This is a genomic window from Roseateles sp. GW821-FHT03B02 (assembly GCF_059421025.1).
Genome location: NZ_JBWKUV010000008.1, coordinates 112,350 through 135,889, shown reverse-complemented (window position 1 = coordinate 135,889; position 23,540 = coordinate 112,350). Strand labels below are relative to the sequence as shown.

General features: G+C 67.9%; 20 protein-coding genes. 6 read left to right on the top strand and 14 right to left on the bottom strand.

The window, feature by feature from the left end:
- Window positions 1-2: 2 nt before the first annotated feature.
- The 6 genes from pilW to AC07VX_RS20335 form a co-directional block, all read right to left on the bottom strand.
- Window positions 3-788, bottom strand: coding sequence for a type IV pilus biogenesis/stability protein PilW (pilW, locus tag AC07VX_RS20360; RefSeq protein ID WP_493166248.1), 786 nt, complete (start codon window positions 786-788; stop codon window positions 3-5).
- Between the two features lie 20 nt (window positions 789-808).
- Window positions 809-1,918 carry a dual-specificity RNA methyltransferase RlmN gene (gene rlmN / locus AC07VX_RS20355; protein ID WP_493166249.1) on the bottom strand — a complete coding sequence of 370 codons (1,110 nt, stop codon included), beginning with the start codon at window positions 1,916-1,918 and terminating at the stop codon, window positions 809-811.
- Between the two features lie 42 nt (window positions 1,919-1,960).
- Window positions 1,961-2,389 carry a nucleoside-diphosphate kinase gene (gene ndk / locus AC07VX_RS20350; protein ID WP_057297017.1) on the bottom strand — a complete coding sequence of 143 codons (429 nt, stop codon included), beginning with the start codon at window positions 2,387-2,389 and terminating at the stop codon, window positions 1,961-1,963.
- 83 nt (window positions 2,390-2,472) lie between these two features.
- Complete coding sequence (locus tag AC07VX_RS20345) at window positions 2,473-4,440, bottom strand: pseudouridine synthase (RefSeq protein ID WP_493166250.1); 1,968 nt, start codon at window positions 4,438-4,440, stop codon at window positions 2,473-2,475.
- The gene (scpB, locus tag AC07VX_RS20340) at window positions 4,437-5,144 is read right to left on the bottom strand and encodes an SMC-Scp complex subunit ScpB (RefSeq protein ID WP_493166251.1); all 708 of its coding nucleotides are present in this window, start codon (window positions 5,142-5,144) and stop codon (window positions 4,437-4,439) included. Before scpB ends, AC07VX_RS20345 begins: the two co-directional genes overlap by 4 nt.
- Window positions 5,145-5,381: 237 nt before the next feature.
- Window positions 5,382-6,380 carry an RluA family pseudouridine synthase gene (locus AC07VX_RS20335; RefSeq protein WP_493166364.1) on the bottom strand — a complete coding sequence of 333 codons (999 nt, stop codon included), beginning with the start codon at window positions 6,378-6,380 and terminating at the stop codon, window positions 5,382-5,384.
- Between the two features lie 43 nt (window positions 6,381-6,423).
- On the opposite strand from AC07VX_RS20335, the gene AC07VX_RS20330 reads away from it, so the two are divergent.
- Complete coding sequence (locus AC07VX_RS20330) at window positions 6,424-7,239, top strand: outer membrane protein assembly factor BamD (RefSeq protein WP_493166252.1); 816 nt, start codon at window positions 6,424-6,426, stop codon at window positions 7,237-7,239.
- Window positions 7,240-7,257: 18 nt separating this feature from the next.
- On the opposite strand, the gene yoaA is transcribed toward AC07VX_RS20330, so the two are convergent.
- Both yoaA and AC07VX_RS20320 read right to left on the bottom strand, forming a co-directional pair.
- Window positions 7,258-9,309 carry a DNA repair helicase YoaA gene (gene yoaA / locus AC07VX_RS20325; RefSeq protein WP_493166253.1) on the bottom strand — a complete coding sequence of 684 codons (2,052 nt, stop codon included), beginning with the start codon at window positions 9,307-9,309 and terminating at the stop codon, window positions 7,258-7,260.
- Window positions 9,296-9,499, bottom strand: coding sequence for a YdcH family protein (locus AC07VX_RS20320; RefSeq protein WP_493166254.1), 204 nt, complete (start codon window positions 9,497-9,499; stop codon window positions 9,296-9,298). Before AC07VX_RS20320 ends, yoaA begins: the two co-directional genes overlap by 14 nt.
- A gap of 62 nt (window positions 9,500-9,561) precedes the next feature.
- On the opposite strand from AC07VX_RS20320, the gene AC07VX_RS20315 reads away from it, so the two are divergent.
- Complete coding sequence (locus tag AC07VX_RS20315) at window positions 9,562-10,332, top strand: PP2C family protein-serine/threonine phosphatase (protein ID WP_493166255.1); 771 nt, start codon at window positions 9,562-9,564, stop codon at window positions 10,330-10,332.
- On the opposite strand, the gene AC07VX_RS20310 is transcribed toward AC07VX_RS20315, so the two are convergent.
- From AC07VX_RS20310 to AC07VX_RS20290, 5 genes are all read right to left on the bottom strand, one after another.
- Window positions 10,329-10,910 (bottom strand): hypothetical protein, encoded by a 582-nt coding sequence (locus AC07VX_RS20310; protein WP_493166256.1) that lies wholly within the window; start codon window positions 10,908-10,910, stop codon window positions 10,329-10,331. The two genes, AC07VX_RS20315 and AC07VX_RS20310, sit on opposite strands and share 4 nt — an antisense overlap.
- The gene (gene zapE / locus AC07VX_RS20305; protein WP_493166257.1) at window positions 10,907-12,007 is read right to left on the bottom strand and encodes a cell division protein ZapE; all 1,101 of its coding nucleotides are present in this window, start codon (window positions 12,005-12,007) and stop codon (window positions 10,907-10,909) included. Before zapE ends, AC07VX_RS20310 begins: the two co-directional genes overlap by 4 nt.
- Window positions 12,008-12,059: 52 nt before the next feature.
- Complete coding sequence (gene lpdA, locus AC07VX_RS20300) at window positions 12,060-13,481, bottom strand: dihydrolipoyl dehydrogenase (protein WP_493166258.1); 1,422 nt, start codon at window positions 13,479-13,481, stop codon at window positions 12,060-12,062.
- Window positions 13,482-13,499: 18 nt separating this feature from the next.
- On the bottom strand, window positions 13,500-14,762 hold the full coding sequence (gene odhB, locus AC07VX_RS20295; protein WP_493166259.1) for a 2-oxoglutarate dehydrogenase complex dihydrolipoyllysine-residue succinyltransferase: 1,263 nt from the start codon (window positions 14,760-14,762) through the stop codon (window positions 13,500-13,502).
- 87 nt (window positions 14,763-14,849) lie between these two features.
- Entirely contained in the window at window positions 14,850-17,705 is a 2,856-nt protein-coding gene (locus AC07VX_RS20290) for a 2-oxoglutarate dehydrogenase E1 component (protein ID WP_493166260.1), read from the bottom strand.
- 305 nt (window positions 17,706-18,010) lie between these two features.
- Here AC07VX_RS20290 and AC07VX_RS20285 point away from each other — a divergent pair, with 305 nt between their 5' ends.
- From AC07VX_RS20285 to AC07VX_RS20270, 4 genes are all read left to right on the top strand, one after another.
- A complete protein-coding gene (locus AC07VX_RS20285) occupies window positions 18,011-18,853 on the top strand; it encodes a 2OG-Fe(II) oxygenase family protein (RefSeq protein ID WP_493166261.1) in 843 nt (280 codons plus the stop codon).
- 339 nt (window positions 18,854-19,192) lie between these two features.
- Window positions 19,193-20,761: an ABC transporter substrate-binding protein gene (locus AC07VX_RS20280; RefSeq protein ID WP_493166262.1), complete on the top strand. Its 1,569-nt coding sequence runs from the start codon at window positions 19,193-19,195 to the stop codon at window positions 20,759-20,761.
- Complete coding sequence (locus AC07VX_RS20275; protein ID WP_493166263.1) at window positions 20,758-22,320, top strand: ABC transporter substrate-binding protein; 1,563 nt, start codon at window positions 20,758-20,760, stop codon at window positions 22,318-22,320. The genes AC07VX_RS20280 and AC07VX_RS20275 overlap by 4 nt, the downstream gene beginning before the upstream one ends.
- A 15-nt stretch (window positions 22,321-22,335) precedes the next feature.
- A complete protein-coding gene (locus tag AC07VX_RS20270) occupies window positions 22,336-22,983 on the top strand; it encodes a trimeric intracellular cation channel family protein (protein WP_493166264.1) in 648 nt (215 codons plus the stop codon).
- A gap of 58 nt (window positions 22,984-23,041) precedes the next feature.
- Here AC07VX_RS20270 and cadR read toward each other — a convergent pair whose 3' ends face one another.
- On the bottom strand, window positions 23,042-23,494 hold the full coding sequence (gene cadR, locus AC07VX_RS20265) for a Cd(II)/Pb(II)-responsive transcriptional regulator (protein WP_493166265.1): 453 nt from the start codon (window positions 23,492-23,494) through the stop codon (window positions 23,042-23,044).
- Between the last annotated feature and the right edge of the window lie 46 nt (window positions 23,495-23,540).

Here is a 23,540-nt window from a genome sequence, read left to right as displayed (position 1 = left end):
GCTTATTCGTCGTAGCGGCCGGCGTCCAGGAACTGGGTCTCGGGAGCCTGGGGGTATTTGCGACGCAATTGCAGGGAGAGGTCATCCACCTGCGCGGCGTTGCCGAGCTTGCGCTCGATGCGCAACTGCAGCCACAGGCTCTGCGCATTGATCTGCTCGGCCTGGGCGTTGACGCGCCTCACGTAGAAGCGCGCGCGCTCCAGCTCCTGGTTGCGGAACAGCACTTCGGACAGGTTCACGGCGATGGCCGGGCTGGCGGGGTCGAGTTCGAAGGCGCGCGCGAGCGTCTTCTCCGCCACCAGCAGGCGGCCGGCGCGGGCCTCGCAGACGCCCTTGGCCAGCAGCGTGCGGGCCGGCGCGCGGTAGGTGGACTGGGCCAGGGCCTGGTCGAACAGCGAATCGGCCGTCTGCCAACGCTGCTGCTGGCACATGAACCAGCCGTAGTTGTGCAGGGTGTCGGGGTCGTTGGGGTAGATGACCAGTCCGCGGCGGAAAGCCTCCTCGGCGAGCTGGCTGTCGCCCATGGCGGCATAGATGAGGCCGCGCAGGTTTACGGCCTCCCGCATGTCCGGCTTGGCCTGCAGCGCGAGCTTCAGCTCGTCCAGGGCCGTGTTGAACTGGCCGCGCGAGAAATACCCCTGGGCCAGTTCCAGCCGGATGCTGGCGCGCCGGTCGGCGTCAGTCTGGTCGGAGTCGGTCTTGATCTCACGGTCGGCGGTGGGCGCCGTGCCGGTGCCGGCGCAGGCAGCGAGCAGGACGGCGGTCAGGGCGGGCAGCAGACGCTTCATCAAATCCTCGATGGATGACATCAGACGGATTTGGCCACCGTCACGGGGGCCCTGACCATGCGGATATGCGCGCGGGTGCGGTCCTGAACCTCACCGGCCAGCTGGCCGCAGGCGGCGTCGATGTCGTCGCCGCGCGTCTTGCGCACGGTCGTCACGATGCCGGCCTGGATCAACACCTCGGCAAAGGCCTGCACGCGGGCATTCGTGCTGCGCGTCAGGCCCGAGGCCGGGAAGGGGTTGAACGGAATCAGGTTGATCTTGCAGCTGACCCTGCCCTTGAGCAGACGCACCAGTTCGCGGGCCTGCTCCGGCGCATCGTTCACCTCCTGCAGCATGCAGTATTCGAAGGTGATGAAGTCGCGCGGCGCCTTTTCGAGGTAGCGGTTGCAGGCTGCCAGCAGTTCCTCGATCGGGTACTTCTTGTTCAGCGGCACGAGCTGGTCGCGCAACGGATCGGTGGGTGCATGCAGACTGACGGCCAGGGCCACGGGGCAATCCTCGCGCAGCCGGTCGATCATGGGCACGACGCCGGACGTCGATACCGTCACGCGGCGCCGGCTCAGGCCATAGCCATGGTCGTCCAGCATGGTCTTCAAGGCCGGCACGAGCTGGTCGTAGTTCTGCAGCGGCTCGCCCATGCCCATCATGACGACGTTGGAGATGACCCGCTCGTCGGTGTTCTGGCGCTTGCGCAGGCTGTGCTCGGCGAACCAGAGCTGGGCCACGATCTCGGCCGTCGTCAGGTTGCGGCTGAAGCCCTGGTGGCCTGTGGAGCAGAAACGGCAGCCCACGGCGCAACCTGCCTGGCTGGAGATGCACAAGGTGCCGCGGTCATCCTCGGGAATGAAGACCGCCTCGACGGCATTGCCGGCGCCGACGTCGAACAGCCACTTGATGGTGCCGTCCGCCGAGACGTGCTCGGAGATGACGTCCAGGCCGCGAATGAAGGCGCGGCCGGCGAGCTTCTCGCGCAGCGACTTGGCGAGGTCGGACATCTGCTCGAAGTCCGACGCGCCCTTCTGGTGGATCCAGCGGAAGAGCTGGGTCGCACGGAATTTCTTTTCGCCCAGTTGCTCGCAGTAGGCGGCCAAGCCTGGCAGATCGAAACCGAGCAGGTTGACCGCGTCCATACGAACTTCCTGGGCCGGGGTCACCGACCCCGTTGGGGGCAATTAACGGCCGGCGTAGACGTTCATGCCGGGGAAGAAGAAGGCCACTTCGACGGCGGCCGTCTCGGCAGCGTCGGAGCCGTGCACGGCGTTGGCGTCGATGCTGTCGGCGAAGTCGGCGCGGATGGTGCCCTTCTCGGCCTTCTTCGGATCGGTGGCGCCCATCAGGTCGCGGTTCTTCAGGATGGCGCCTTCGCCTTGCAGGGCCTGGATCATCACGGGGCCGCTGATCATGAAGTTGACCAGGTCGTTGAAGAAGGGGCGGGCCTTGTGGACGGCGTAGAACTGCTCGGCTTCGACGCGCGACAGGTGCACCATCTTGGCGGCCACGACCTTCAGGCCAGCGGCCTCGAAGCGGGCGTAGATCTGGCCGATGACGTTCTTCGCCACGGCATCGGGCTTGATGATGGACAGGGTGGTTTCGATCGCCATGGTGTTCTCCTGAAGGGGCGTACTGGACAAAGCCCGTGATTGTAGCCGCCAGGGATGACCCTGATCAGGTCACCCCAAATGCTTCAGCGATGCCGGCCGCCGAAGCCGCCGCCGGAGCGACCGCCGCCACCGCCCTTGCCACCCCGGCCACCGCCACCACCGCCGCGGCGCAGATAGGCGTCACCGCCGATGTAGCCGACCGAAGTCTGCATGGGATCGGGTTCGCGCGGGCCACCGCCCTTGTTGCCGCCCTTGCCGGGCTTGTGGCCACTCTGGTCGCTGCCGCCGGCGCCGAAGCCCTGCGGCAGGCCGCGCTTGCCGCCGGTGGCGTGGCGGCGGTCGAAGGTCTGCTCCAGCGGATTGATGTGGTGCGGGATGAAGTCGTCGTCATCCTCGTCGTCGCGACGCTGGACGCGCTCCTCGCGCGGCGGGCGCTGCTGCTGCTGCTGCTGCGCCTCGGGCGGGCGGCTCGGGCGGGGACCGACGCCGCCGTGGCGGTCGTCGGATCGGCGCTTGTTGCGGTCCTTCTTGCCCTGCCCCTGGCCTTGGCCTTGCGGCTGGCCGCCCTGGACTTGCGGCTGAGCCTGGCCGCTGTTGGACGTATGGCCGGCCAGGCGACGGATGACGCGCACGTCGTCGTCACCCAGCTCCACCCAGACGCCGCGCTTGAGGCCGCGCGGCAGCACGACGGTGCCGTAGCGGATGCGGATCAGGCGGCTGACCACCATGCCGACGGCCTCGAAGAGCTTGCGCACCTCGCGGTTGCGGCCTTCGGTGATGACGACGCGGTACCAGCGGTTGGCACCTTCGCCGCCGCCGTCCTCGATGCTCTTGAACGAGGCCGTCTGCCCTTCGACGTTGACCCCCTCCAGCAGCTTGGCGCGCTGCTCGTCGCTCAGGCTGCCCAGCACGCGCGCCGCGTACTCGCGCTCGACGCCGAAGCGCGGGTGCATCAGCTGGTTGGCCAGCTCGCCCGAGTTCGTGAACAGCAACAGGCCTTCGGTGTTGATGTCCAGGCGGCCAACGGACTGCCACTTCTGGCCCTGCACACGCGGCAGCGTGCGGAAGACCGTCGGGCGGCCTTCGGGATCGTTGAAGGTGGAGACCTCGCCCGTGGGCTTGTGATAGGCCAGGATGCGCGGGTTGGGCGGCGAGATGCGCACGCGCACCTCCTTGCCGTTGACGCGCACGCGGTCACCGAAAGAGATGCGCTGGCCCACGTGGGCCACTTCGCCGTTCACCTCGATCTTGCCGTCGGCGATCCACTCCTCGATGTCGCGGCGCGAGCCGATGCCGGCCTGGGCCAGCACCTTCTGCAGCTTGGGTGCGTCGGCATCGGGTGCCAGCACGCGCTTGGCGCTGTCCTCGGCGCCCTCTTCAGCCGCCGCCTCACCCGGCTCGGGCCGCAGCTGCGGCGGCTCGCCCGCCGGGCCTTCGGACTCGGCATCCAGGTTGCCCGAAAGCACGTCGGCGAAACGCGCCCCCGCGGCCTCGACCAGTTCGGGCGCCGCTGCCGGGGCCGTCGGCTCGGCGCTGCCGGCGACGACCTGGGCAGTCGCCTGGCGCTCGGCGCGTTCCTTGCGGTTGCGGCGGCGGTTGCGGCTGCGGCCGCCACGCTCGCCTTCCTCGCCTTCCTCGCCCTCATCGTCTCCTTCGCCCCCGTCATCCTCCTGCCGCGCCACGATCACCGGCGCCTCGTCGCCCAGCGTGAAGATCGGTGCGGGTGCGGGAGCTGCCGCCTCGGCAGCTGGCGCCTCGGCCGCGGCCTCTGCCGCGGCGGCCTTGCGGGGCGTGCGCTTGCGGGCCGGGGCAGGCGCGGCCTCGGCGGGCACGGCATCTGCCGCAGGGGCTTCGGGCGCCGCGTCGGACACCGTCTCGGCCTTCCGGCGCGCGCGCTTCACGGGCACGGCGGCTTCGGCGGCCTCGGCCACCTCGGGAGCGGCGTCGGCAGCGGCAGCCTTGGCCGTCGTGCGGCGGCGCTTGGGCGCGGCGGGCGCCTCGGGCTCGGCGGCGGGAAGCAAGGGCTTTTCTTGATCGGCAGCGTCGTTCATGCGGATTCGGGCTGGAGTTGCGGGGGCGGGTCGTTGGGGTCGGGATTGGGAAGTGCGGGCGTGCCGTCGTCGCCAAACAGGCTCAGCGAGGGTGCAGGCAGGTCGGCCGGCGCCTCGTCGGTCGCCACTTCGGCGGCCTCTTCGGCGGTGTCCAGCAGCTGGCCCTGCAGGGCCTCGAAGGCCGGCGGCTCGCTGCCGACTTCCAGGGCCGGCAGCTGCTCCAGGCTGGCCAGGCCAAGGTCGTCGAGGAAGGCCTTGGTCGTCGCGTACAAGGCGGGGCGGCCCGGCGTCTCGCGGTGGCCGATGGCCTCGATCCAGCCACGGTCTTCCAGCTGCTTGACGATCTGGCTGGCGACGACGACACCGCGGATGTCCTCGATGTCGCCGCGCGTGACCGGCTGGCGGTAGGCAATGATGGCCAGCGTCTCCAGCACGGCACGCGAATAGCGGGGCGGCTTCTCGGGGTGCAGACGGTCTAGGTATTCGCGCAGCTCGGGCCGGCTCTGGAAGCGCCAGCCCGAGGCCAGCGCCACCAGCTCGACGCCCTTGCCTTCCCAGTCACGGGAAAGTTCGTCGAGCAGGCTGCGCAGGGTATCGGCGCCGAGCTCGTCGGCGAACAGGCTGCGCATCTCGCGCAGCGTCAGCGGCTGCGAGGCACAGATCAGCGCGGTCTCGAGGACGCGCTTGGCATCCTGGGTGTTCATGAACGCAATCGCGCCCTCAATCAAGCCAAGTCTGGCAATCCGTCCGGGCCTGGGCGCTCACAGCGTTCATCAGGCGAAGCGGACGGGGTCTGTCCGGGCGTCACCATGGGGCTCAACAGCTTTCCAACGGGACGCGATCGGGGTGGTTGACCGGCGGGCGGATGGACTGCTTACCGCGCGGGTCGCGCCCATTCGGCGCGCTGGCTGCCACGACAACCGAAGCGCATTGTAGCCGCCTCATTCAGGAAGGTCGGCGGCGCCGAGTTCCGCCCAGGCGGCAGCCATGTCAGGCGGCAGCGGCGCCCGCAGCGACAAGGCCTCGCCCGTGACCGGATGCGTGAAGCCCAGCCGCGCCGCATGCAGGGCCTGACGCGAAAGGCCGAGAGCCGGCGCGCCGCCGTAGAGGGCATCAGCCAGCAGCGGGTGCCCGCTGTGCGTCAGGTGCACGCGGATCTGGTGGGTGCGGCCCGTGTGCAGCACGCAATGCACAGCACTGACCGCCCGACCCTTCACCTCGCCGACGCCCAGCGGGAAGACGTCCGTGCGCGCCGGCTTGCCGAGGTTGGCCGGCGCGATGGCCATCTTCACGCGCGACACCGGGTCGCGGCGCATCGCCTTGTCGACCGTGAAGGCCTCCTCGACGCGCCCCCAGACCAGCGCCAGGTATTCCCGGTGCACCTCGCGCGCCGCGATCTGGCGCGTCAGCGCCGTCACGGCCTCCAGCGTCTTGCCGACGACCATCAGCCCGCTGGTGTCCTTGTCCAGGCGGTGCACGATGCCGGCGCGCGGCAGCGTGGCGGCGACCGGGTGATGCGCCAGCAGGCCGTTCATCAGCGTGCCCGACCAGTTGCCCGGCGCGGGGTGCACGACGAGGCAGGCCGGCTTGTCAATGACGGCCAGATGCTCGTCCTCGAAGACGAAGTCGAGCGCCATGGCCTCGGCGCGGAAGGCGCGGCTCTCGTCGGTGGGCTGCAGTTCGACTTCGACACGCTGGCCGGCGCGCAGCTTGTGCGCGGCCTTCAGCAGGGGTTTGCCGTCCACCGTCACGCAACCGCGCTCAATCAATGCCTGCAGGTGATTGCGCGAGAACTCCGGCGCAATCCCCGTCAGCCAGCGGTCCAGACGCTCGCCGTGGCCGCTGGCCTCGACGTCCGCGCAGCGCCTCTCGACGTCACCGCCTTCTTCGGCGTCCTGCTCGAAGTCGTCCTGCCCCCCCACCCTATACTCCGCGTCCATTGTTCCTTGTGACCAGCCGGCAGCATCGCCGTCGACTTCAGACATGTTTGTTGAGAAATTCAAGGCCGGCCGCGTTGTCGCCGGTGCTGTGCTGATGGCGCTCGCGCTCGGCATGAGCGGCTGCGGCTCCACTGCCAAGGAAGATCCGAACTCCCAGGCGGCGCTGGACAAATTGTATGCAGACGCCAAGGACGACCTGAGCGCCGGCAGCTACGACCGCGCGATCAAGTCCCTGGAGAAGATCGAAGGCCGCGCCGCCGGCACGACCATGGGCCAGCAGGCGACGCTGGACGTGGCCTGGGCCTACTACCGCACCGCCGAGCGCGCCCAGGCCATCGCCACGCTGGACCGCTTCATCAAGCTCAACCCGTCCAGCCCGGCGATGGACTACGCCCTGTACATGAAGGGCATCGTCAACTTCAACGAGGACCTGGGCCTGTTCGGCCGCCTGGCCAACCAGGACGTGGCCGAGCGCGACCAGCAGGCCTCGCGCGAGGCGCTGCTGGCCTTCCGCCAGCTCGTCGAGCAATTCCCCGACTCCAAGTACGCGGCCGAGGCGCAGACGCGCATCAACTTCATCACCAACACGCTGGCAGCCTACGAGATCCACGTCGCGCGCTACTACTTCAACCGCAAGGCCTACGTTGCCGCGGCCAACCGCGCGCAGGCGGCCGTGGCCGAATTCCAGTACGCACCCGGCATCGAGGAAGGCCTGTTCATCATGGGCGAGAGCTATGACAAGCTCGGCTTGACCCAGCTGCGCGACGATGCCCGCCGCGTGCTGGACAAGAATTTCCCGAGCAGCGTCTACGCTACCGGCAACGCGAACAAGCGCAAGCCCTGGTGGCAGCTCTGGTAACTTGAATTGAACGGGCCGTCAGGCCCGTTCTTCATTCAGCCGCTGCAACCATTCGAGGGCCTCGGCCTCGTTGGCCACCGGCGTCATCGGGGGCAGTGCCGCGCGCAGGCGCCGGCCGTAGTTCATGCCCGCCATGCGCGGATCGCACACCACCAGCAGGCCGCGGTCGGTCTCGGTGCGGATCAGGCGACCGGCGCCCTGCTTCAGCGCAATGGCCGCCTCGGCGACGAAGTACTCCGAGAAAGCATTGCGCCCCTGCGCCTCCAGCCGCTGCACGCGCGCCTCCACCAGCGGGTCGTTGGGCGGCGGGAAGGGCAGCTTGTCAATGACGACGCACTGCAGCGCGTCTCCGGGGACGTCGATGCCCTCCCAGAAGCTGGCCGAGCCGACGAGGACGGCCGCCGGGTTGTCCAGGAAGCGCTGCAGCAGCAACCGCTTGGGCAGCGCGCCCTGCTGCAGCACGGCGATGGCGTCGCCGCCTTCCTCGAAGCGCTCGCGCAGCGCGTCGGCCACAGTCTGAAGATTGCGCAACGTCGTCGTCAGCACGAAGGTGCGGCCGCCCAGCGCCCGCGCGAGCCGCGACGCCAGCAACGCCACGCTGACGGGGTGATTCGGCTCGGAGGGCTTGGGAAAGCCGCGCGGCACGTACAGCCGCGCGTGGGCTGGGTAGTCGAAGGGGCTGCCGACGCGCAGCACCTCCGCCTCAGTCAGGCCGGCCGGCTCGGTGAACCAGGTCAGGCCTTCGTCGTCGCCCAGCGTGGCCGAGGTGAAGACCCAGGCCTTCGGCGAGCCTTCCAGCTGATGCTGCATCGCGTCGCGGATGTCCAGCGGCGACTCGACCAGGCGGGCCGCGTGCGGGCTGATGTCGATCCAGCGCACATCGCCCGGATCGGGCTCGGCGGCGAACACCTTGGCCAGATCCCGCAACTCCTGGGCCCGTTCACACAGCCGGGCAAAATCCGGCGCCGCCTCGCGCACGGCGGTCAGGGCTTCGAGGGCCGCCGACGTTGCCGCCGCCACACCTGCCAGCGCCGCGGCGAAGCCGGGCTGGTTCGCCCGCTCCTTCCAGCCCAGCTTGAGCGTGCCACGCAGCTCGCGTCCCGCCGTGGCAAGCGGCCCCGCCGCCGCAAGGCGCAGCTCCCGCGCCGCCTTCTCGATGCCGGCATGCAGGGCCTGCCAGTCGTGCACGCCACGCGCATGAGCCAGGCCCTGGGCCAGGATGTCGCGGGCGAAGTCGATCAGCGCCGCCGTGCCCAGCAGCGTGCCGAGAAACTGCACGCCGGCTTCGGCGAGCTGGTGGGCCTCGTCGAAGATGGCGACCTCGACGCTGGGCAGCAGTTCGGCCACGCCGGTGTCGCGCAGCGTCATGTCGGCGAAGAACAGGTGGTGGTTGACGACGACGACGTCGGCCTCCATGGCCTCGCGCCGCGCCTTCACCACGTAGCAGCCCTTCCAGTCCGGGCATTCCTGGCCGAGGCAGTTCTCGCGGCTAGAGCTGACGATGGGGATGATGGGCGAGCGCTCGTCCAGCCCGTCGATCTCGGCGAAATCGCCCGTCGCCGTGCCGAGTGCCCAGCGCTCGATGCGGGCCAGCGACAGCGCCGTGCGGCGGTCAGGGAATTCACCGGAGACGCGCGCCTCCTTCATGCGGTGCAGGCACAGGTAGCTGCCGCGACCCTTCAGCAGCGCCAGCCGCGCAGGCGTGCTCAGCGCCTTGGTCAGCCGCGGCAGGTCGCGCAGGAAGAGCTGGTCCTGCAGGCTCTTGGTAGCCGTGCTGATCAGCGCCCTGCTGCCCGCCAGCAGCACCGGCACGAGGTAGGCGAATGTCTTGCCCACGCCGGTGCCGGCCTCCACCACCAGCGCCTGGCGGCGGCTGAGCGCGCGGGCCACCGCGCGGGTCATCTGCAGTTGCGGCTCGCGGGGCTTGTAGCCTGCGTCCAGCCGCGCCAGCGGGCCCTCCGCGTCGAAAGCGGCCAGCACGGCCTGTTCGAGTTCGTCGGCGGGGGGCGGTGCGGGAGGGGTGGCCTGATCGAGGGCGTCGAGCCAGTCGTCGAGGTCAGGCTCGGTCATCAGGGTCGGCAGTGGCTTCCAGCCGCGCAATCATGTCTTTCAACGCCAGCCGCCGCTTCTTCAGCCGCTGCAGCGCCAGTTCGTCCACCGGCGGCTGTTCGACCAGGCGGTCGATCATCGCGTCGAGGTCGGCGTGCTCGATGCGCAACTCGATGAGCCGCCGCGGCAACGAGTGAAGTTGTTCATCCATCCGGGGTATACCAGTGCAGGGCGCGGCGGAGCGAAAGCGGACGGGCCAGTATAGTTTTCGGCATGGCCTCACCCTCAGCCGTCGGATTCCGACTCACCGCCGCCACCGGCACCCATCGCGGGGACCGGGCCTATCAGCAGGATCAGGTGGCCGTCATCGCCCACCCGCGCATCGCGGGCTGCATGATGGGCATCGTGGCCGACGGCATGGGGGGCAAGAGCGGCGGGCGCAAGGCGGCCGATCAGGTCATCCTGACGGCCAATCAGCTGTTCGAGCGCTATTCACCCGACGACGAGCTGCCGGCCGAGTTGCTGAGCCAGATCGCGTCCGAGGCCCATCTGATGATCAAGCTGACGGCCATCTCCGCCGAGGAGGAGCCGCACAGCACGATTGCCGCCTTCGTCGTCACCAGCGATCGCTGCGTGCACTGGATTCACTCTGGCGACTCGCGCATCTACTGGTTCCGTGGCGCCCGCCTCGTCAAGCGCACCATGGACCATTCCTACGTGCAGCGCCTGGTCGACGAGGGCCAGCTGACCGAGGCCGAGGCCAGCTCGCATCCGCAGAGCAATCTGCTGACAGCCTGCCTGGGCACGGTGCAGGACCCGACGTCCACGTCGGAGCGCTTCGAAGGCCTGGAAGTGGGCGACACGCTGATGTGCTGCAGCGACGGCCTCTGGCACTACTTCACCGCCCAGGAACTGGGCAGCGTGCTCTACAGCCTGCCGCCGCGCGAAGCAGCCGAGCTGCTGGTGAGCAAGGCGCGCCAACGCGCGCGGGGCGGCGGCGACAACCTGTCGCTGGCCATCGTCAAGGTCGAGAACCTCGACTAACGCGACGCTGCCGACGCGCCGGGCAGCGGCAGCGGGGCTGCCACCGGCTTGTCGCGGCTCTTCTGCCTGGCCTCACGGGCGGCGATGCGCTGCTGCTGACGCGACTCGCGCTCACGGGCCTGGTCACGGCGCCTGGCAGCCTCGAACTCGGCCTTCTGCTCTGCCTGCCGCTGGGCCTGGACGGCCTGCTCGGGGCTGCGCGCGCGCGCCGGGTGCGAGGCCGGTACGACCGGCGTCGCCGCGACGACCCGCTCGCGGCGCTGCCCTTCGTCCTGGGCCGCGGCCTGCTCGCGCTCGCGCACCCGCTGCGCCTGGGCAACCGCCCGCTGGCGGCGCTCCTCGGCCGCCAGTTCATGTTCGCGCCGCACCAGGGGGACGAGTGCGTCATGGCGGCGCTGGCGCACCTCGTCGAGACAGGCCGAGACGCTGAACAGCTGCTCGCATTCGGCCTTCTCACGGGCAAAGCGCTGCTCGATCGCGGCACGTTGCGCGGCGACTTCGGCACGCGTGGCCGGCTGGGCCGTGGCGGCCGTGGCGGCCGTGGCGGCGAGCAGCAGGATCAGGGGGCGCAGGCTCATGTGAGCGAAGTATCGACCTCGCGCCGCGCCAGGGCCAGGTACTCGGCCGAGCGCATCTCCTGCAGCCTGGATACGGTGCGCGGGAATTCGTGGGCCAGCGGGCCTTCGGTGTAGAGCGCTTCAGCCGGCACGGCGGCGGAGATGACAAGCTTGACGCGGCGGTCGTAGAGCACGTCCACCAGCCACGTGAAGCGGCGCGCCTCGCTGGCCAGGCGCACGGGCATCTCGGGCACCTCGGACAGGATGACGGTGTGGAACTGGCTGGCCAGCTCCAGGTAGTCGTTCTGCGAGCGCGGGCCGCCACAAAGGGTTGCGAAATCGAACCAGACGACACCACCGGCGCGCCGCCGCGCGTAGATGGCGCGGTGCTCGATCATCAGCTTGCGGTCTTCGTCCTGGGCCTCGGCGAGGGACTCGAACGCCTTCGTCAGCGCGGCCTCGGTGTCCTCGTTCAGCGGCGTCAGGTAGAGGTTCATGTCCTCCAGCGTGCGGCGCCGGTAGTCGGTGCCGGCGTCGACGTTGATGACTTCGAGGTTGGCCTTCAGCAGCTCGATGGCCGGCAGGATGCGGTCGCGATGCAGGCCGTTGGGATACAGCTCGTCGGGGTGGAAGTTGGACGTCGTGACGATGGAGACGCGGTTGCGGAACAGCGCGTCCAGCAGCCGGTGCAGGATCATCGCGTCGGTCACGTCGGCGACGTGGAACTCGTCGAAGCAGATCAGCCGGAACTTGCGTGCGATGCGCTTGCCCAGCTCCTCCAACGGGTCGGCGATGCCCTTGAGCTCCTGCAACTCGCGGTGCACCTCACGCATGAATTCGTGGAAGTGCAGCCGCGTCTTGCGCGTCAGCGGCACGGCCTGAAAGAAGCAGTCCATCAGGAAGCTCTTGCCCCGCCCCACGCCACCGTACATGTAGACGCCACGAGGGATGGGCGGGCGCACCAGCAGCTTGGTCACGGCATTGCTGCGACGCAACTTGTAGGCGGCCCACTCATCCTGGCAACGTTGCAAGGCTTGGATGGCGCGCAGTTGCGCCTCGTCGGCCTTGAAGCCGCGCTCCGAGAGGGTCTGTTGGTAGAGGTCGGTGACTGAAGTCATCACAAAAAAAGGGGCGACTGAATGGCCGCCCCTTGTTGACTGCGCTGCTCGATCAGAAGTTCAGCGTGCGCTTGTCGACGGCCAGCGCCGCTTCCTTGGTCGCCTCGGACAGCGACGGGTGGGCGTGGCAGATGCGGGCGATGTCCTCGGCCGAGGCCTTGAACTCCATTGCGACCACGGCTTCCGAAATCAGCTCGGACGCGAACGGGCCGATGATGTGTACCCCCAGGATCTCGTCGGTCGTGGCGTCGGCCAGGAACTTGACGAAGCCGGTCGTGTCGCCCAGCGCACGGGCGCGGCCGTTGGCCAGGAAGGGGAACTGGCCGGCCTTGTAGGCCACGCCTTCGCTTTTCAGCTGCTGCTCGGTCTTGCCGACCCAGGCGATCTCCGGCGAGGTGTAGATGACCCAGGGGATGGTGTTGAAGTTGACGTGGCCATACTGACCGGCCATGCGCTCGGCCACCGCCACGCCCTCTTCCTCGGCCTTGTGGGCGAGCATGGGGCCGCGCACCACATCACCCACGGCCCAGACGCCGGGCAGGTTGGTCTTGCACTCGTCGTCCACCACGATGGCGCCACGCTCGTCGAGCTTCAGGCCCACGGCGTCGGCGTTCAGGCCGATGGTGTTGGGCACGCGGCCGATGGACACGATGAGCTTGTCCACCACCAGCGTCTGCTCGGCGCCCTTGGCGTCGGTGTAGGCGACGGTGACGTCCTTCTTGCCCTTGGTGACCTTGCTGATCTTGACGCTGAGCTGGATGTCCAGGCCCTGCTTCTTGAAGACCTTGGCGGCTTCCTTGGCCACGCCTTCGTCGGCGGCGGCCAGGAAGGCCGGCATGGCTTCGAGGATCGTGACCTCGGAACCCAGGCGGCGCCAGACCGAACCCATTTCCAGGCCGATGACGCCCGAGCCGATGACGCCCAGCTTCGTGGGCACGGCCGGGATGCGCAGGGCGCCGTCGTTGGAGAGGATCAGCTCCTCGTCGAACTCCGCGCCGGGCAGCTGGCGGGCGTTGGAGCCCGTGGCCAGGATGACCTGCTTGGCAAACACGGTCTCGTCGCCGGCCTTCAACTCATAACCGCCATCCTTAGCGGCAACGAACGAGCCGCGGCCATGGAAGAACGTGACCTTGTTCTTCTTGAACAGGTAGAGGATGCCGTCGTTGTTCTGCTTCACGACGGCGTCCTTGCGGCCGACCATCTTGGCGACGTCGATCTTCAGGTTGTCCAGGCTGATGCCGTGGTCGGCGAAGTGGTGGCCGGCGTGGTCGAAGTGTTCCGACGACTGCAGCAGCGCCTTGGACGGGATGCAGCCGACATTGGTGCAGGTGCCGCCCGGCGCCGGGCCGCCCTTGTCGTTCTTCCACTCGTCGACGCAGGCCACGTTCATGCCCAGTTGGGCCGCGCGGATGGCCGCGATGTAGCCGCCGGGGCCGCCGCCGATGACGACGACGTCGAATTGCTTGGTGCTCATGCTCGTTCGTCCCTTGGCTTAGATGTCGAACAGCAGGCGGGCCGGGTCTTCCAGCGCTTCCTTCATCGTGACCAGGCCCAGCACGGCTTCGCGGCCGTCGATGATGCGGTGGTCGTACGACATCGCGAGGTAGTTGATCGGGCGCACCACGACCTGACCGTTCTCGACGACGGCGCGGTCCTTGGTGGCGTGCACGCCCAGGATGGCCGACTGCGGCGGGTTGATGATGGGCGTGGACAGCATGGAGCCAAAGGTGCCGCCGTTCGAAATCGAGAACGTGCCGCCGGTCAACTCGTCGATGGACAGCTTGCCTTCCTTGGCCTTGGCACCGAACTCGGCGATCTTCTTCTCGATGTCGGCGAAGCTCATCTGGTCGACGTTGCGCAGCACTGGCACGACGAGGCCGCGCGGCGAACCGACGGCGATGCCGATGTCGAAGTAGCCGTGGTAGACGATGTCGTTGCCGTCGACGGAGGCGTTGATGATGGGGTACTTCTTCAGCGCCGCGACCGCCGCCTTGACGAAGAAGCTCATGAAGCCCAGCTTGACGCCGTGTTCCTTCTCGAACTTCTCCTGGAACTTCTTGCGCATCTCCATGACCGGGGCCATGTTGACTTCGTTGAAGGTGGTCAGGATGGCGTTGGTCGACTGCGACTGCACCAGGCGCTCGGCGATGCGGGCGCGCAGGCGGGTCATGGGCACGCGCTGCTCGGGGCGGTCACCCAGGTTGGGCTGCACCGGTGCGGCGACAGCCGGCAGCGGTTTAGCCACAGCGGGCGAGGCGGGCACGACCAGCGGCGCCGCCACGGCGGCGGGCTTGGCGGAGGCGGCCAAAGCGTCGCCCTTGGTCACGCGGCCGTCCTTGCCGGAGCCAGCGACATCGGTCGCGGCCAGGCCCTTCTCGGCCAGGATCTTGGCGGCAGCGGGCATGGCCACGTCACCCTTGTTGCCGCCCGTGGCGGCTGCAGGCGCAGCAGCGACAGCAGCCGGGGCGGCTGCGACCGACGCCGTCGTGGCGGGCGCGGCGACGCCGGCCTTGCCTTCGGTGTCGATCTTGGCGAGCAGTTGCTGGCTGGTGACCGTGCTGCCGTCGGCGACACCGATCTCGGCCAACACGCCGGAGGCGGGTGCGGGCACCTCGAGCACGACCTTGTCGGTCTCGATCTCGACGAGGGTCTCGTCGACGGTGACGGCTTCGCCGGGCTTCTTCTTCCAGGTCAGCAGCGTGCCCTCGGAAACGGATTCGGAGAACTGGGGAACTTGAACGTCAACGATGGCCATGATTTGAGGCTCCGTGTTCTTTATTCGGTGTGAATGGTGCAGGCGCGAGCGAACGCAGCGCCATCTACTGGCGCTGCGTGTTCGGTCTTATTTGGTGAGGATGAAGCCCTTGAGCTTGGCGAAGGCCTGATCCAGCAGCGCCTTCTGCTGCTCCTGGTGCAGATGGGCATAGCCACAGGCCGGGCTGGCGCTGGCCGGGCGGCCGGCGTAGCCGAGCTTCTGGCCTTCCGTCATGTTCTCGTGCACATAGTGCTGCACGAAGAACCAGGCGCCCTGGTTCTGCGGTTCGTCCTGGCACCACACGATCTCGGTCGCGTTCGGGTACTTCTTGAGCTCGGCCGCGAAAGCCTTGTGCGGGAAGGGATAGAGCTGCTCGACGCGGATGATGGCCACGTCGGCGGACTTCTTCTCGGCGCGCGCACGCACCAAGTCGTAGTAGACCTTGCCCGAGCAGACAATGACACGCTTGACCTTGTCGGCCACCACGTCGGCGCTCTGCTCGCCGATCACGGTCTTGAACTCGCCCTTGGTGAAGTCCGACAGCGGCGAGGTCGCATCCTTGGCGCGCAGCAGGCTCTTGGGCGTCATGATGACGAGGGGCTTGCGGAACATGCGCAGCATCTGGCGGCGCAGCACGTGGAAGATCTGCGCGGCGTTGGTCGGCTGCACGATCTGCATGTTGTTGTCCGCGGCCAGCTGCATGAAGCGCTCCAGGCGGGCCGAGCTGTGCTCGGGGCCCTGGCCTTCGTAGCCGTGCGGCAGCATCATGGTCAGACCGTTGGAGCGGCCCCACTTCACTTCGCCGGAGGCGATGAACTGGTCGATGACAACCTGGGCACCATTGACGAAGTCGCCGAACTGGGCTTCCCAGATGGTCAGCGTGTTGGGCTCGGCGGCGGCGTAGCCGTACTCGAAGCCCAGCACCGCCTCTTCCGACAGGATGGAGTCGATGACGGTGAAGGGCGCCTGGCCTTCCGCAACGTTCTGCAGCGGGATGTAGGTGCCGGCGTCCCAGTTGGCGCGGTTCTGGTCATGCAGCACGGCATGACGGTGCGTGAACGTGCCGCGGCCGCTGTCCTCGCCGGACAGGCGCACCGGGTAGCCCGAGGCCACCAGCGACGCGAAGGCCATGGACTCGCCCATGCCCCAGTCGATGTTGACTTCGCCGCGGCCCATGGTGGCGCGGTCGGCGTAGAGCTTGGCGACGAGGTTGTGCGGCGCGAAGTCCTTGGGCAGCGTCGTCAGCTTCTCGGCCAGGCGCTTCCACTCGGTGACGGGGATGGCGGTGTCGCAGCTGTCCGTCCACTTCTTGCCCAGGAAGGGCGACCAGTCGGTGGCGAACTTGCTCTTGAAGTTGGTCAGCACCGGGTCGACGGTGTGGCGGCCTTCGTCCATGGCTGCGCGATAGGTCTTGACCATCTCGTCCGGGCCCTCGGCGGGCAGCACGCCCTGAGCCACCAGCTTGTCGCCGTAGACCTTGCGGGTGCCGGGGTGGGCGCCAATCTTCTTGTACATCAGCGGCTGGGTCAGGGCCGGGGTGTCCTGCTCGTTGTGGCCCAGCTTGCGGAAGCAGACGATGTCCAGGACGACGTCCTTCTTGAACTCCGCGCGGTAGTCCATGGCCAACTGCGTGGCCCACACGACGGCTTCGGGGTCGTCGCCGTTCACGTGCAGCACCGGGGCTTCGATCATCTTGACGACGTCGGAGCAGTACCAGGTGGAGCGCAGGTCGCGCGGGTCGCTGGTGGTGAAGCCGATCTGGTTGTTGATGACGATGTGGACCGTGCCGCCCGTGCGGTAGCCGCGGGTCTGGGCCATGGCCAGCGTTTCCTGCACGACGCCCTGGCCGCCGAAGGCCGCGTCACCGTGCACCAGCACCGGCAGCACCTGCGCGCCGACGTTGTCGCCACGGCGGTCCTGGCGGGCGCGCACGCTGCCTTCGACGACCGGGTTGACGATTTCGAGGTGGGAGGGGTTGAAGGCCAGCGACAGGTGGACCGGGCCGCCCTTGGTCGACACGTCGGAGCTGAAGCCCTGGTGGTACTTCACGTCACCGGCAGGCAGGTCCTCGGCGGCCTTGTGCTCGAACTCGGCGAACAGGTCGGCGGGCATCTTGCCCAGCGTGTTGACCAGCACGTTCAGGCGGCCGCGGTGGGCCATGCCGATGACGATTTCCTGCACGCCGCGCTCGCCGCCGCGCTGGATGACCTCATCCATCGCCGCGATGAAGCTCTCGCCGCCTTCCAGAGAGAAGCGCTTCTGGCCGACGTACTTGGTGTGGAGGAAGCGCTCCAGGCCTTCGGCCGCCGTCAGGCGTTCGAGGATGTGCTTCTTCTCTTCGGCCGTGAAGGTCGGCTTGCCGCGCGCCTTCTCCAGGCGCTCCTGCCACCAGCGCTTCTCGGCCGGGTCGGAGCCGTGCATGAATTCGGAGCCGATGCTGCCGCAGTAGGTCTCGCGCAGGGCCTGCACGATCTGGCGCAGCGTCATGGTCTCGCCGCCGAAATAGCTGTTCACGGCGCTGAACGAGATGTCCATGTCGGACTCGGTCAGGTCGTAGAACGCGGGGTCGAGTTCGGGAATCTTGGGGCGCTCGGCGCGCTTGAGGGGATCCAGTTCCGCCCAGCGGTTGCCGAGGAAGCGGTAGGCCGCGATCAGCGACTGGACATGGACCTGCTTGCGGGCGACGGCAAGGTCGGCGCTGCTGGCCTTGTTGGCGAAGGCGTTGGCCTTGGCGCGTTGAGCGAAAGATTCGACGACCGGGGCATGGGCCACGTCGCGGGCCTCACTGCCGTCCACCGCGGGAACGTGCTGGAGGGCGTCGAAGTAGGCGCGCCAGTTGTCGGGCACGGAGCCCGGGTTGTCGAGGTAAGCCTCGTACATCTCCTCCACGTACGGGGCATTGCCACCGAACAGGTAGGAGTTCGACCTGTATTGCTGCATCATCTTTCGCTCACCTCATGCCCCGGTTTCCAGGGAGTTGGCTGGTTGAAGAACCTTCCGCGACACGGCTCGACCGATTGGCGGATTGCGACCCACCTCTGCTGTTGCCAGGGGCAACGACAAAAGGGACGGGAAGGACCGAAAAGTCTCAGGGGCCGAACTCTAGCACTTCGGGTTTGCCCGACAAGGTGCACGGGATGCGACAAAGTGCACTGATCAGGGTCATGGAAAGTTGACTGACTCGTAAACTTGGCGCCGCGACAGCCCCGCGATTGAATGGCTGCGCCACGGGACAACAAGGAATCCCCATGCAAGTCCAGGTCGTCGACTACCGCGCGCCCGACGCGGCCGAAAAGTTCACCCGCTCCCTGCACGAGACCGGTTTCGGCGTGCTGACCAACCACCCGATCCGCCAGGCCCTGGTCGAGAAGATCTACGCCGATTGGCTGGCCTTCTTCAACAGTGAGGCCAAGCATGGATTCGCGTTCTCCAAGGAGACGCAGGACGGATATTTCTCCACCGAGATTTCCGAAACTGCGAAGGGTTCGACGCAGAAGGACATCAAGGAATACTTCCACATCTACCCCTGGGGCCGCATCCCGGAACAGCTGAAGCAGGATGCCCTCACCTACTACCGCGAGGCCAACGCACTGGCCGAGGAACTGCTGGGCTGGGTCGAGAAATACACGCCGCCGGAGATCGCCGCCAAGTACCGCGAGCCGCTGTCGAACATGATCCAGGGCAGCACCAAGACGCTGCTGCGCGTGCTGCGCTACCCGCCGCTGACGGGCCTGGAGCCTGAAGGCTCGCTGCGCGCCGCCGCGCATGGCGACATCAACCTGCTGACCATCCTGCCCGCCGCCAACGAGCCGGGCCTGCAGGTGCTCGGCAAGGACAACGCCTGGCACGACGTGCCCTGCGACTTCGGCACGCTGACCATCAACATCGGCGACATGCTGCAGGAAGCCTCCGAGGGCTACTACCCTTCGACCCAGCACCGCGTCGTCAACCCGACCGGCGAGGGCGCGAAGAAGAGCCGGGTGTCCCTGCCCCTCTTCCTGCACCCCCGCGACGACGTGGTCCTGAGCGACCGCTACACCGCCAACAGCTACCTGGACGAGCGCCTGCGCGAGCTGGGCGTGAAGACCTGAACCGAGTCATCCAGATCCACCCCGACGCGCCGCCCAAGCCGGCGCTCGGGGCCGCCTGCAACGGCTGCGGCATCTGCTGCCTGGCCGAGCCCTGCCCTCTGGGCGTGATCCTGAGCCGGCGCCTCAAAGGTGCATGCGTTGCCCTGCGCTGGGACGGCGCACGCTATGTGTGCGGCGCGCTGGCGGCACGGCCGAGCGGGCTGCGTGGCTGGCTGGTGCGACGCTGGATCGCCGCGGGCGCAGGTTGCGATTGCTCGCTCGAACCTGCGGGCAAGCCCTAGCGGACACCCCGGAGGCCGGGGCTACATTTTTCGGCTTCTGCAGTCCCTTGGAAGCCGCATGAAATCCGTTCTCCGTGCACTCCCCCTGCTCGCCGCGTTGACCGTGGGCGCCGCGACCGCCGCCCCGCTGCGCTGGGCCGCCACCAACGACATCCTGACGCTGGACCCTCACTCGCAGGACCACAACACATCCAATGCCATCGGCACCCACATCTACGAGGGTCTGACGCGCTTGAGCAGGGAGTACCGCCCCGAGCCCTCGCTGGCCACCAAGTGGACCTACCTCTCCCAGACCCAGGTGCGCTTCGAGCTGCGCAAGGGGGTCAAGTTCCACGACGGCTCGCCTTTCACGGCCGACGACGTCGTCTTCAGCTTCAGCCGCATCACCCAGCCCCAGGGCACCAAGCAGACCTATGTGTCCGGCATCAAGGAGGTGAAGAAGATCGACGACCACACCGTCGACCTGATCCTGGAAGCGCCCACGCCCATGCTGCTGCAGAACATCATCAGCTTCCCCATCATGAGCAAGGCCTGGTCGACCAAGAACAACACGACCAACACCCAGGACTACAAGGCCAAGGAAGAGAACTACGCCTCGCGCAACGCCAACGGCACCGGCCCCTACAAGCTGGTGAGCTGGCAGCCCGACCAGGCCGTGAAGATGGTGGCCAACAAGGACTGGTGGGACAAGAACCCCGGCAACGTCACCGAGCTGAGCTACCTGCCCATCAAGAGCGCGCCGACGCGCGTGGCGGCGCTGCTGTCGGGCGACGTGGACATCGTCACCGACCTGCCACCGCAGGACTTCTTCAAGCTCAAGGAGGAAGGCAAGGTCCGGCTGCTGGAAGGCGCCGAGATCCGCACCGTCTTCTTCGTCATGGACGAGGGCAGCGAGGAACTGCGCGAGTCCAGCGTGAAGGGCAAGAACCCGTTCAAGGACCGGCGCGTGCGCGAGGCCCTGAACCTGGCCCTGGACCGCGAGGCCATCAAGCGCAGCATCATGCGCGGCCTGTCCGTGCCAGCCGCGCTGATGGTGCCCCCAGGCGTCAACGGCTACGACGCGGCGCTGGACGCGCCTGTCAAGCCCGACCTGGACAGGGCCCGCAAGCTGCTGGCCGAGGCCGGCTACCCGCAGGGCTTCGAGGTCCCGCTGCACTGCCCCAACAACCGCTACGTCAATGACGAGCAGGTCTGCCAAGCGGCGGTGTCGATGTGGGCCAAGATCGGCGTCAGGGTGCGCCTCATCGCCGCGCCTTTCGCAACGCACAGCCAGACCTTCCAGCGAGGCGAGTCGCCCTTCTACATGCTGGGCTGGGGCGTGTCGACCTACGATGCGCTGTACGCCATGCAGGCCTGGGGCCACACGCGCACCAACGGCGCCGACGGCAACTTCAACTTCGGCAAGGTCAGCGACGCGCCGCTGGACGCGCTGATCCAGAAGATCAAGTTCGAGCCCGACGTGCCCAAGCGCAACGCCCTCATCAAGGAGGCGCTGCTGCGCATCCGCGACGAGTCCCTCTTCATCCCCATCCACCACCAGATCAGGCCCTGGGCCATGAAGCCCGGCGTAGACACCATCCACCGCTCGAACGACTACTTCGAAGCCCGCTACACGACGATCAAATGAAGCCACTGACCACGCTTGCCGCGCTGCTTCTGGCTGCCGGCCTCGCCAGCGCCAACCCGCTGCGCTGGGCCGCCCAGAACGACATCCAGACCCTGGACCCGCATTCGCAGAATCATTCCGCCACGTCCACCATCACCGGCTATGCCTACGAAGGCCTGACCCGCTACACCGAGAAGTTCGACGTCGAGCCGGCACTCGCCACGAAGTGGACCTACGTCACGCCGACGCAGCTGCGCTTCGACCTGCGCCGCGGCGTGAAGTTCCACGACGGCACCCCATTCACGGCGGACGACGTCGTCTTCAGCCTGCAGCGCATCAAGCACCCGGCCAGCAACATGGTCATCTACGCCTCCGGCATCAAGGAGGTGAAGAAGATCGACGACCACACGGTGGACCTCATCCTCGAAGGCCCCAACCCCGTGCTGGCGCGCAACCTCACCTATGTGCGCATCCTCAGCAAGGCCTGGGCGACGAAGAACCGCAGCGAGAACCCGCAGGATTTCAAGGCCAAGGAGGACACCTACGCCTCGCGCAACGCCAACGGCACGGGGCCGTTCAGGATCACGAGCTGGACGCCCGACCAGAAGATCACGATGGTGGCCAACAAGGACTGGTGGGACAAGCCCAAGGGCAACGTCAGCGAGGTGACCTACCTGCCCATCAAACAGGACGCCACCCGCGTGGCCGCCCTGCTCTCGGGCGACCTGGACCTGTTGAGCGACCTGCCCCCGCAGGACGTCGCCAAGCTCAAGGCCGACCCGCGGCTCAAGGTCATCGACGGCCCCGAGAACCGCACCATCTTCTTCGCCATGGACCTGGGCAGCGACGAGATCAAGGGCAGCAGCGTGAAGGGCCGGAACCCCTTCAAGGACCGCCGCGTGCGCGAGGCCATGAGCCTGGCCATCGACCGCGAGGCCATCAAGCGCAGCCTGATGCGCGGCCTGTCCATCCCGGCGGCCATCATGGTGGCGCCGGTGGCCTACGGCTGGTCGCAAGAGTTGGACACCGTCGCCAAGCCCGACCTCGCCCGCGCCAAGCAGCTGATGACGGACGCCGGCTATGCCGACGGCTTCGACACGCCGCTGGCCTGCCCCAACGATCGCTACGTCAACGACGAGGAAATCTGCCAGGCCGTCGTCTCGATGTGGGCGCGCATTGGCATCAAGGCCAAGCTGCAGACCCAGCCGATGACCCAGCACTCCGCCGCCATGCAGCGCTTCGAGCTGCCGCTCTACATGTACGGCTGGGGCGTGACGACCTTCGACGCGCAGTACACGCTGCAGGACATCGTGCACACCAAGACAGCCGGCGCCGATGGCAAGGGCAACTACTCGCGCGTCAGCGACGCCAGGGTGGACGCCCTGGTGCAGCAGATGAAGGTCGAGACCGACGTGCCCAAGCGCCTGGCGCTGATGCAGGAAGCCCTGAAGCGCACGCGCGACGAGGTTCTCTTCATCCCCATCCACCACCAGGTGCGCCCCTGGGCGATGAAGGCCGGCGTGACGATCCCGCACTCGGCCAACGATGCCCCCCAGGCCAAGTGGGCCACGGTGAAGTGAAGGGATGATGCGGGAGTGAAGCCTCCCGTCATCAACTTCTCCACGCTGCAGGCGGCCGTCGAGATCACGGCCACCCTCGCCTTCGCGCTGTCCGGCCTGCTGGCCGGCGCGCGCAAGCAGCTCGACGTCGTCGGCCTGTGCGTCGTCGCGGGCCTCTCTGCCTTCGGCGGCGGCACGCTGCGCGACGTGCTGCTGGACCGCCGGCCCTTCTTCTGGGTCGAGCATGCCGACTGGCTGTGGGTGCTGATGGGCTTGTGCCTGGCAGCCATGCTGGGCATGCGGCGGCGCCACCTGGGCCTCACCGAGCGCGCCATCCAGTGGCCCGATGCGCTGGGCCTCGGACTCTTCACCGCCAACGGCACGCTGGTGGCGCTGGACGCGGGCATGCCGGCCATCGTGGCCGTGCTGATGGGCGTCATCACGGCCGTGTTCGGTGGCGTGCTGCGCGACATCGTCTGCAACGAGATCCCGGCCGCTTTCCACGACCACCGGCCCTACGCGCTGTGCAGCTTCGTCGGCGGCTGGGTGATGGTGGCGGCCGTGCGGCTGGACGCGCCGCAGTGGGCCGCCATCAGCGCAGCGGCCGCGACAGCGGTGGTGCTGCGCGGCCTGGCCTTGTGGACGGGGTGGACACTGCCGGCCTGGCGGATCAACAAGCGTTGATCGCCAGGCTGGGGCTTACCAGCCGACGGTCCATCCCTGCCCCCAAGTTGTCAGGCCTTCAGTGTGAATGCACCGAACGCAAGTGCGAAACAGGCGCAACCTGCGCCCCGCCCTCCTGGGCCGCGGCGGCCAGGCCGTTCAGGATGCCGCACTGATCGACCCCTTGGGCTTCGCCGCAGCGCTGGCGCAGTTCCTTGAGCTGCTTCTCCAGCACGCGCAGCTCCTTGATGCGGCGCGACACATGGCCGATGTGCGAATCCAGCACCGCGTTGACGTCGCCGCAGTCGCCGCCCGGCGCGTCCTTCACCCGCAGCAGCACGCGCACCTCGTCGAGCGACATGTCCAGCCCGCGGCAGTACCGGATGAACTGCAGCCGCTCCAGGTGAGGCGTCTCATAGACCCGGAAACCGCCCTGCGTGCGCCCCGGCGCCGGCAGCAGGCCCTCGCGCTCGTAGTAGCGGATGGTGTCGACGGCGGTCGACGAGGCGGCGGCGAGGTCTCCGATCTTCACGGCGGCTTCCAAGAGGTGTGCAGGCATCCAGTCTAGACACTTGACT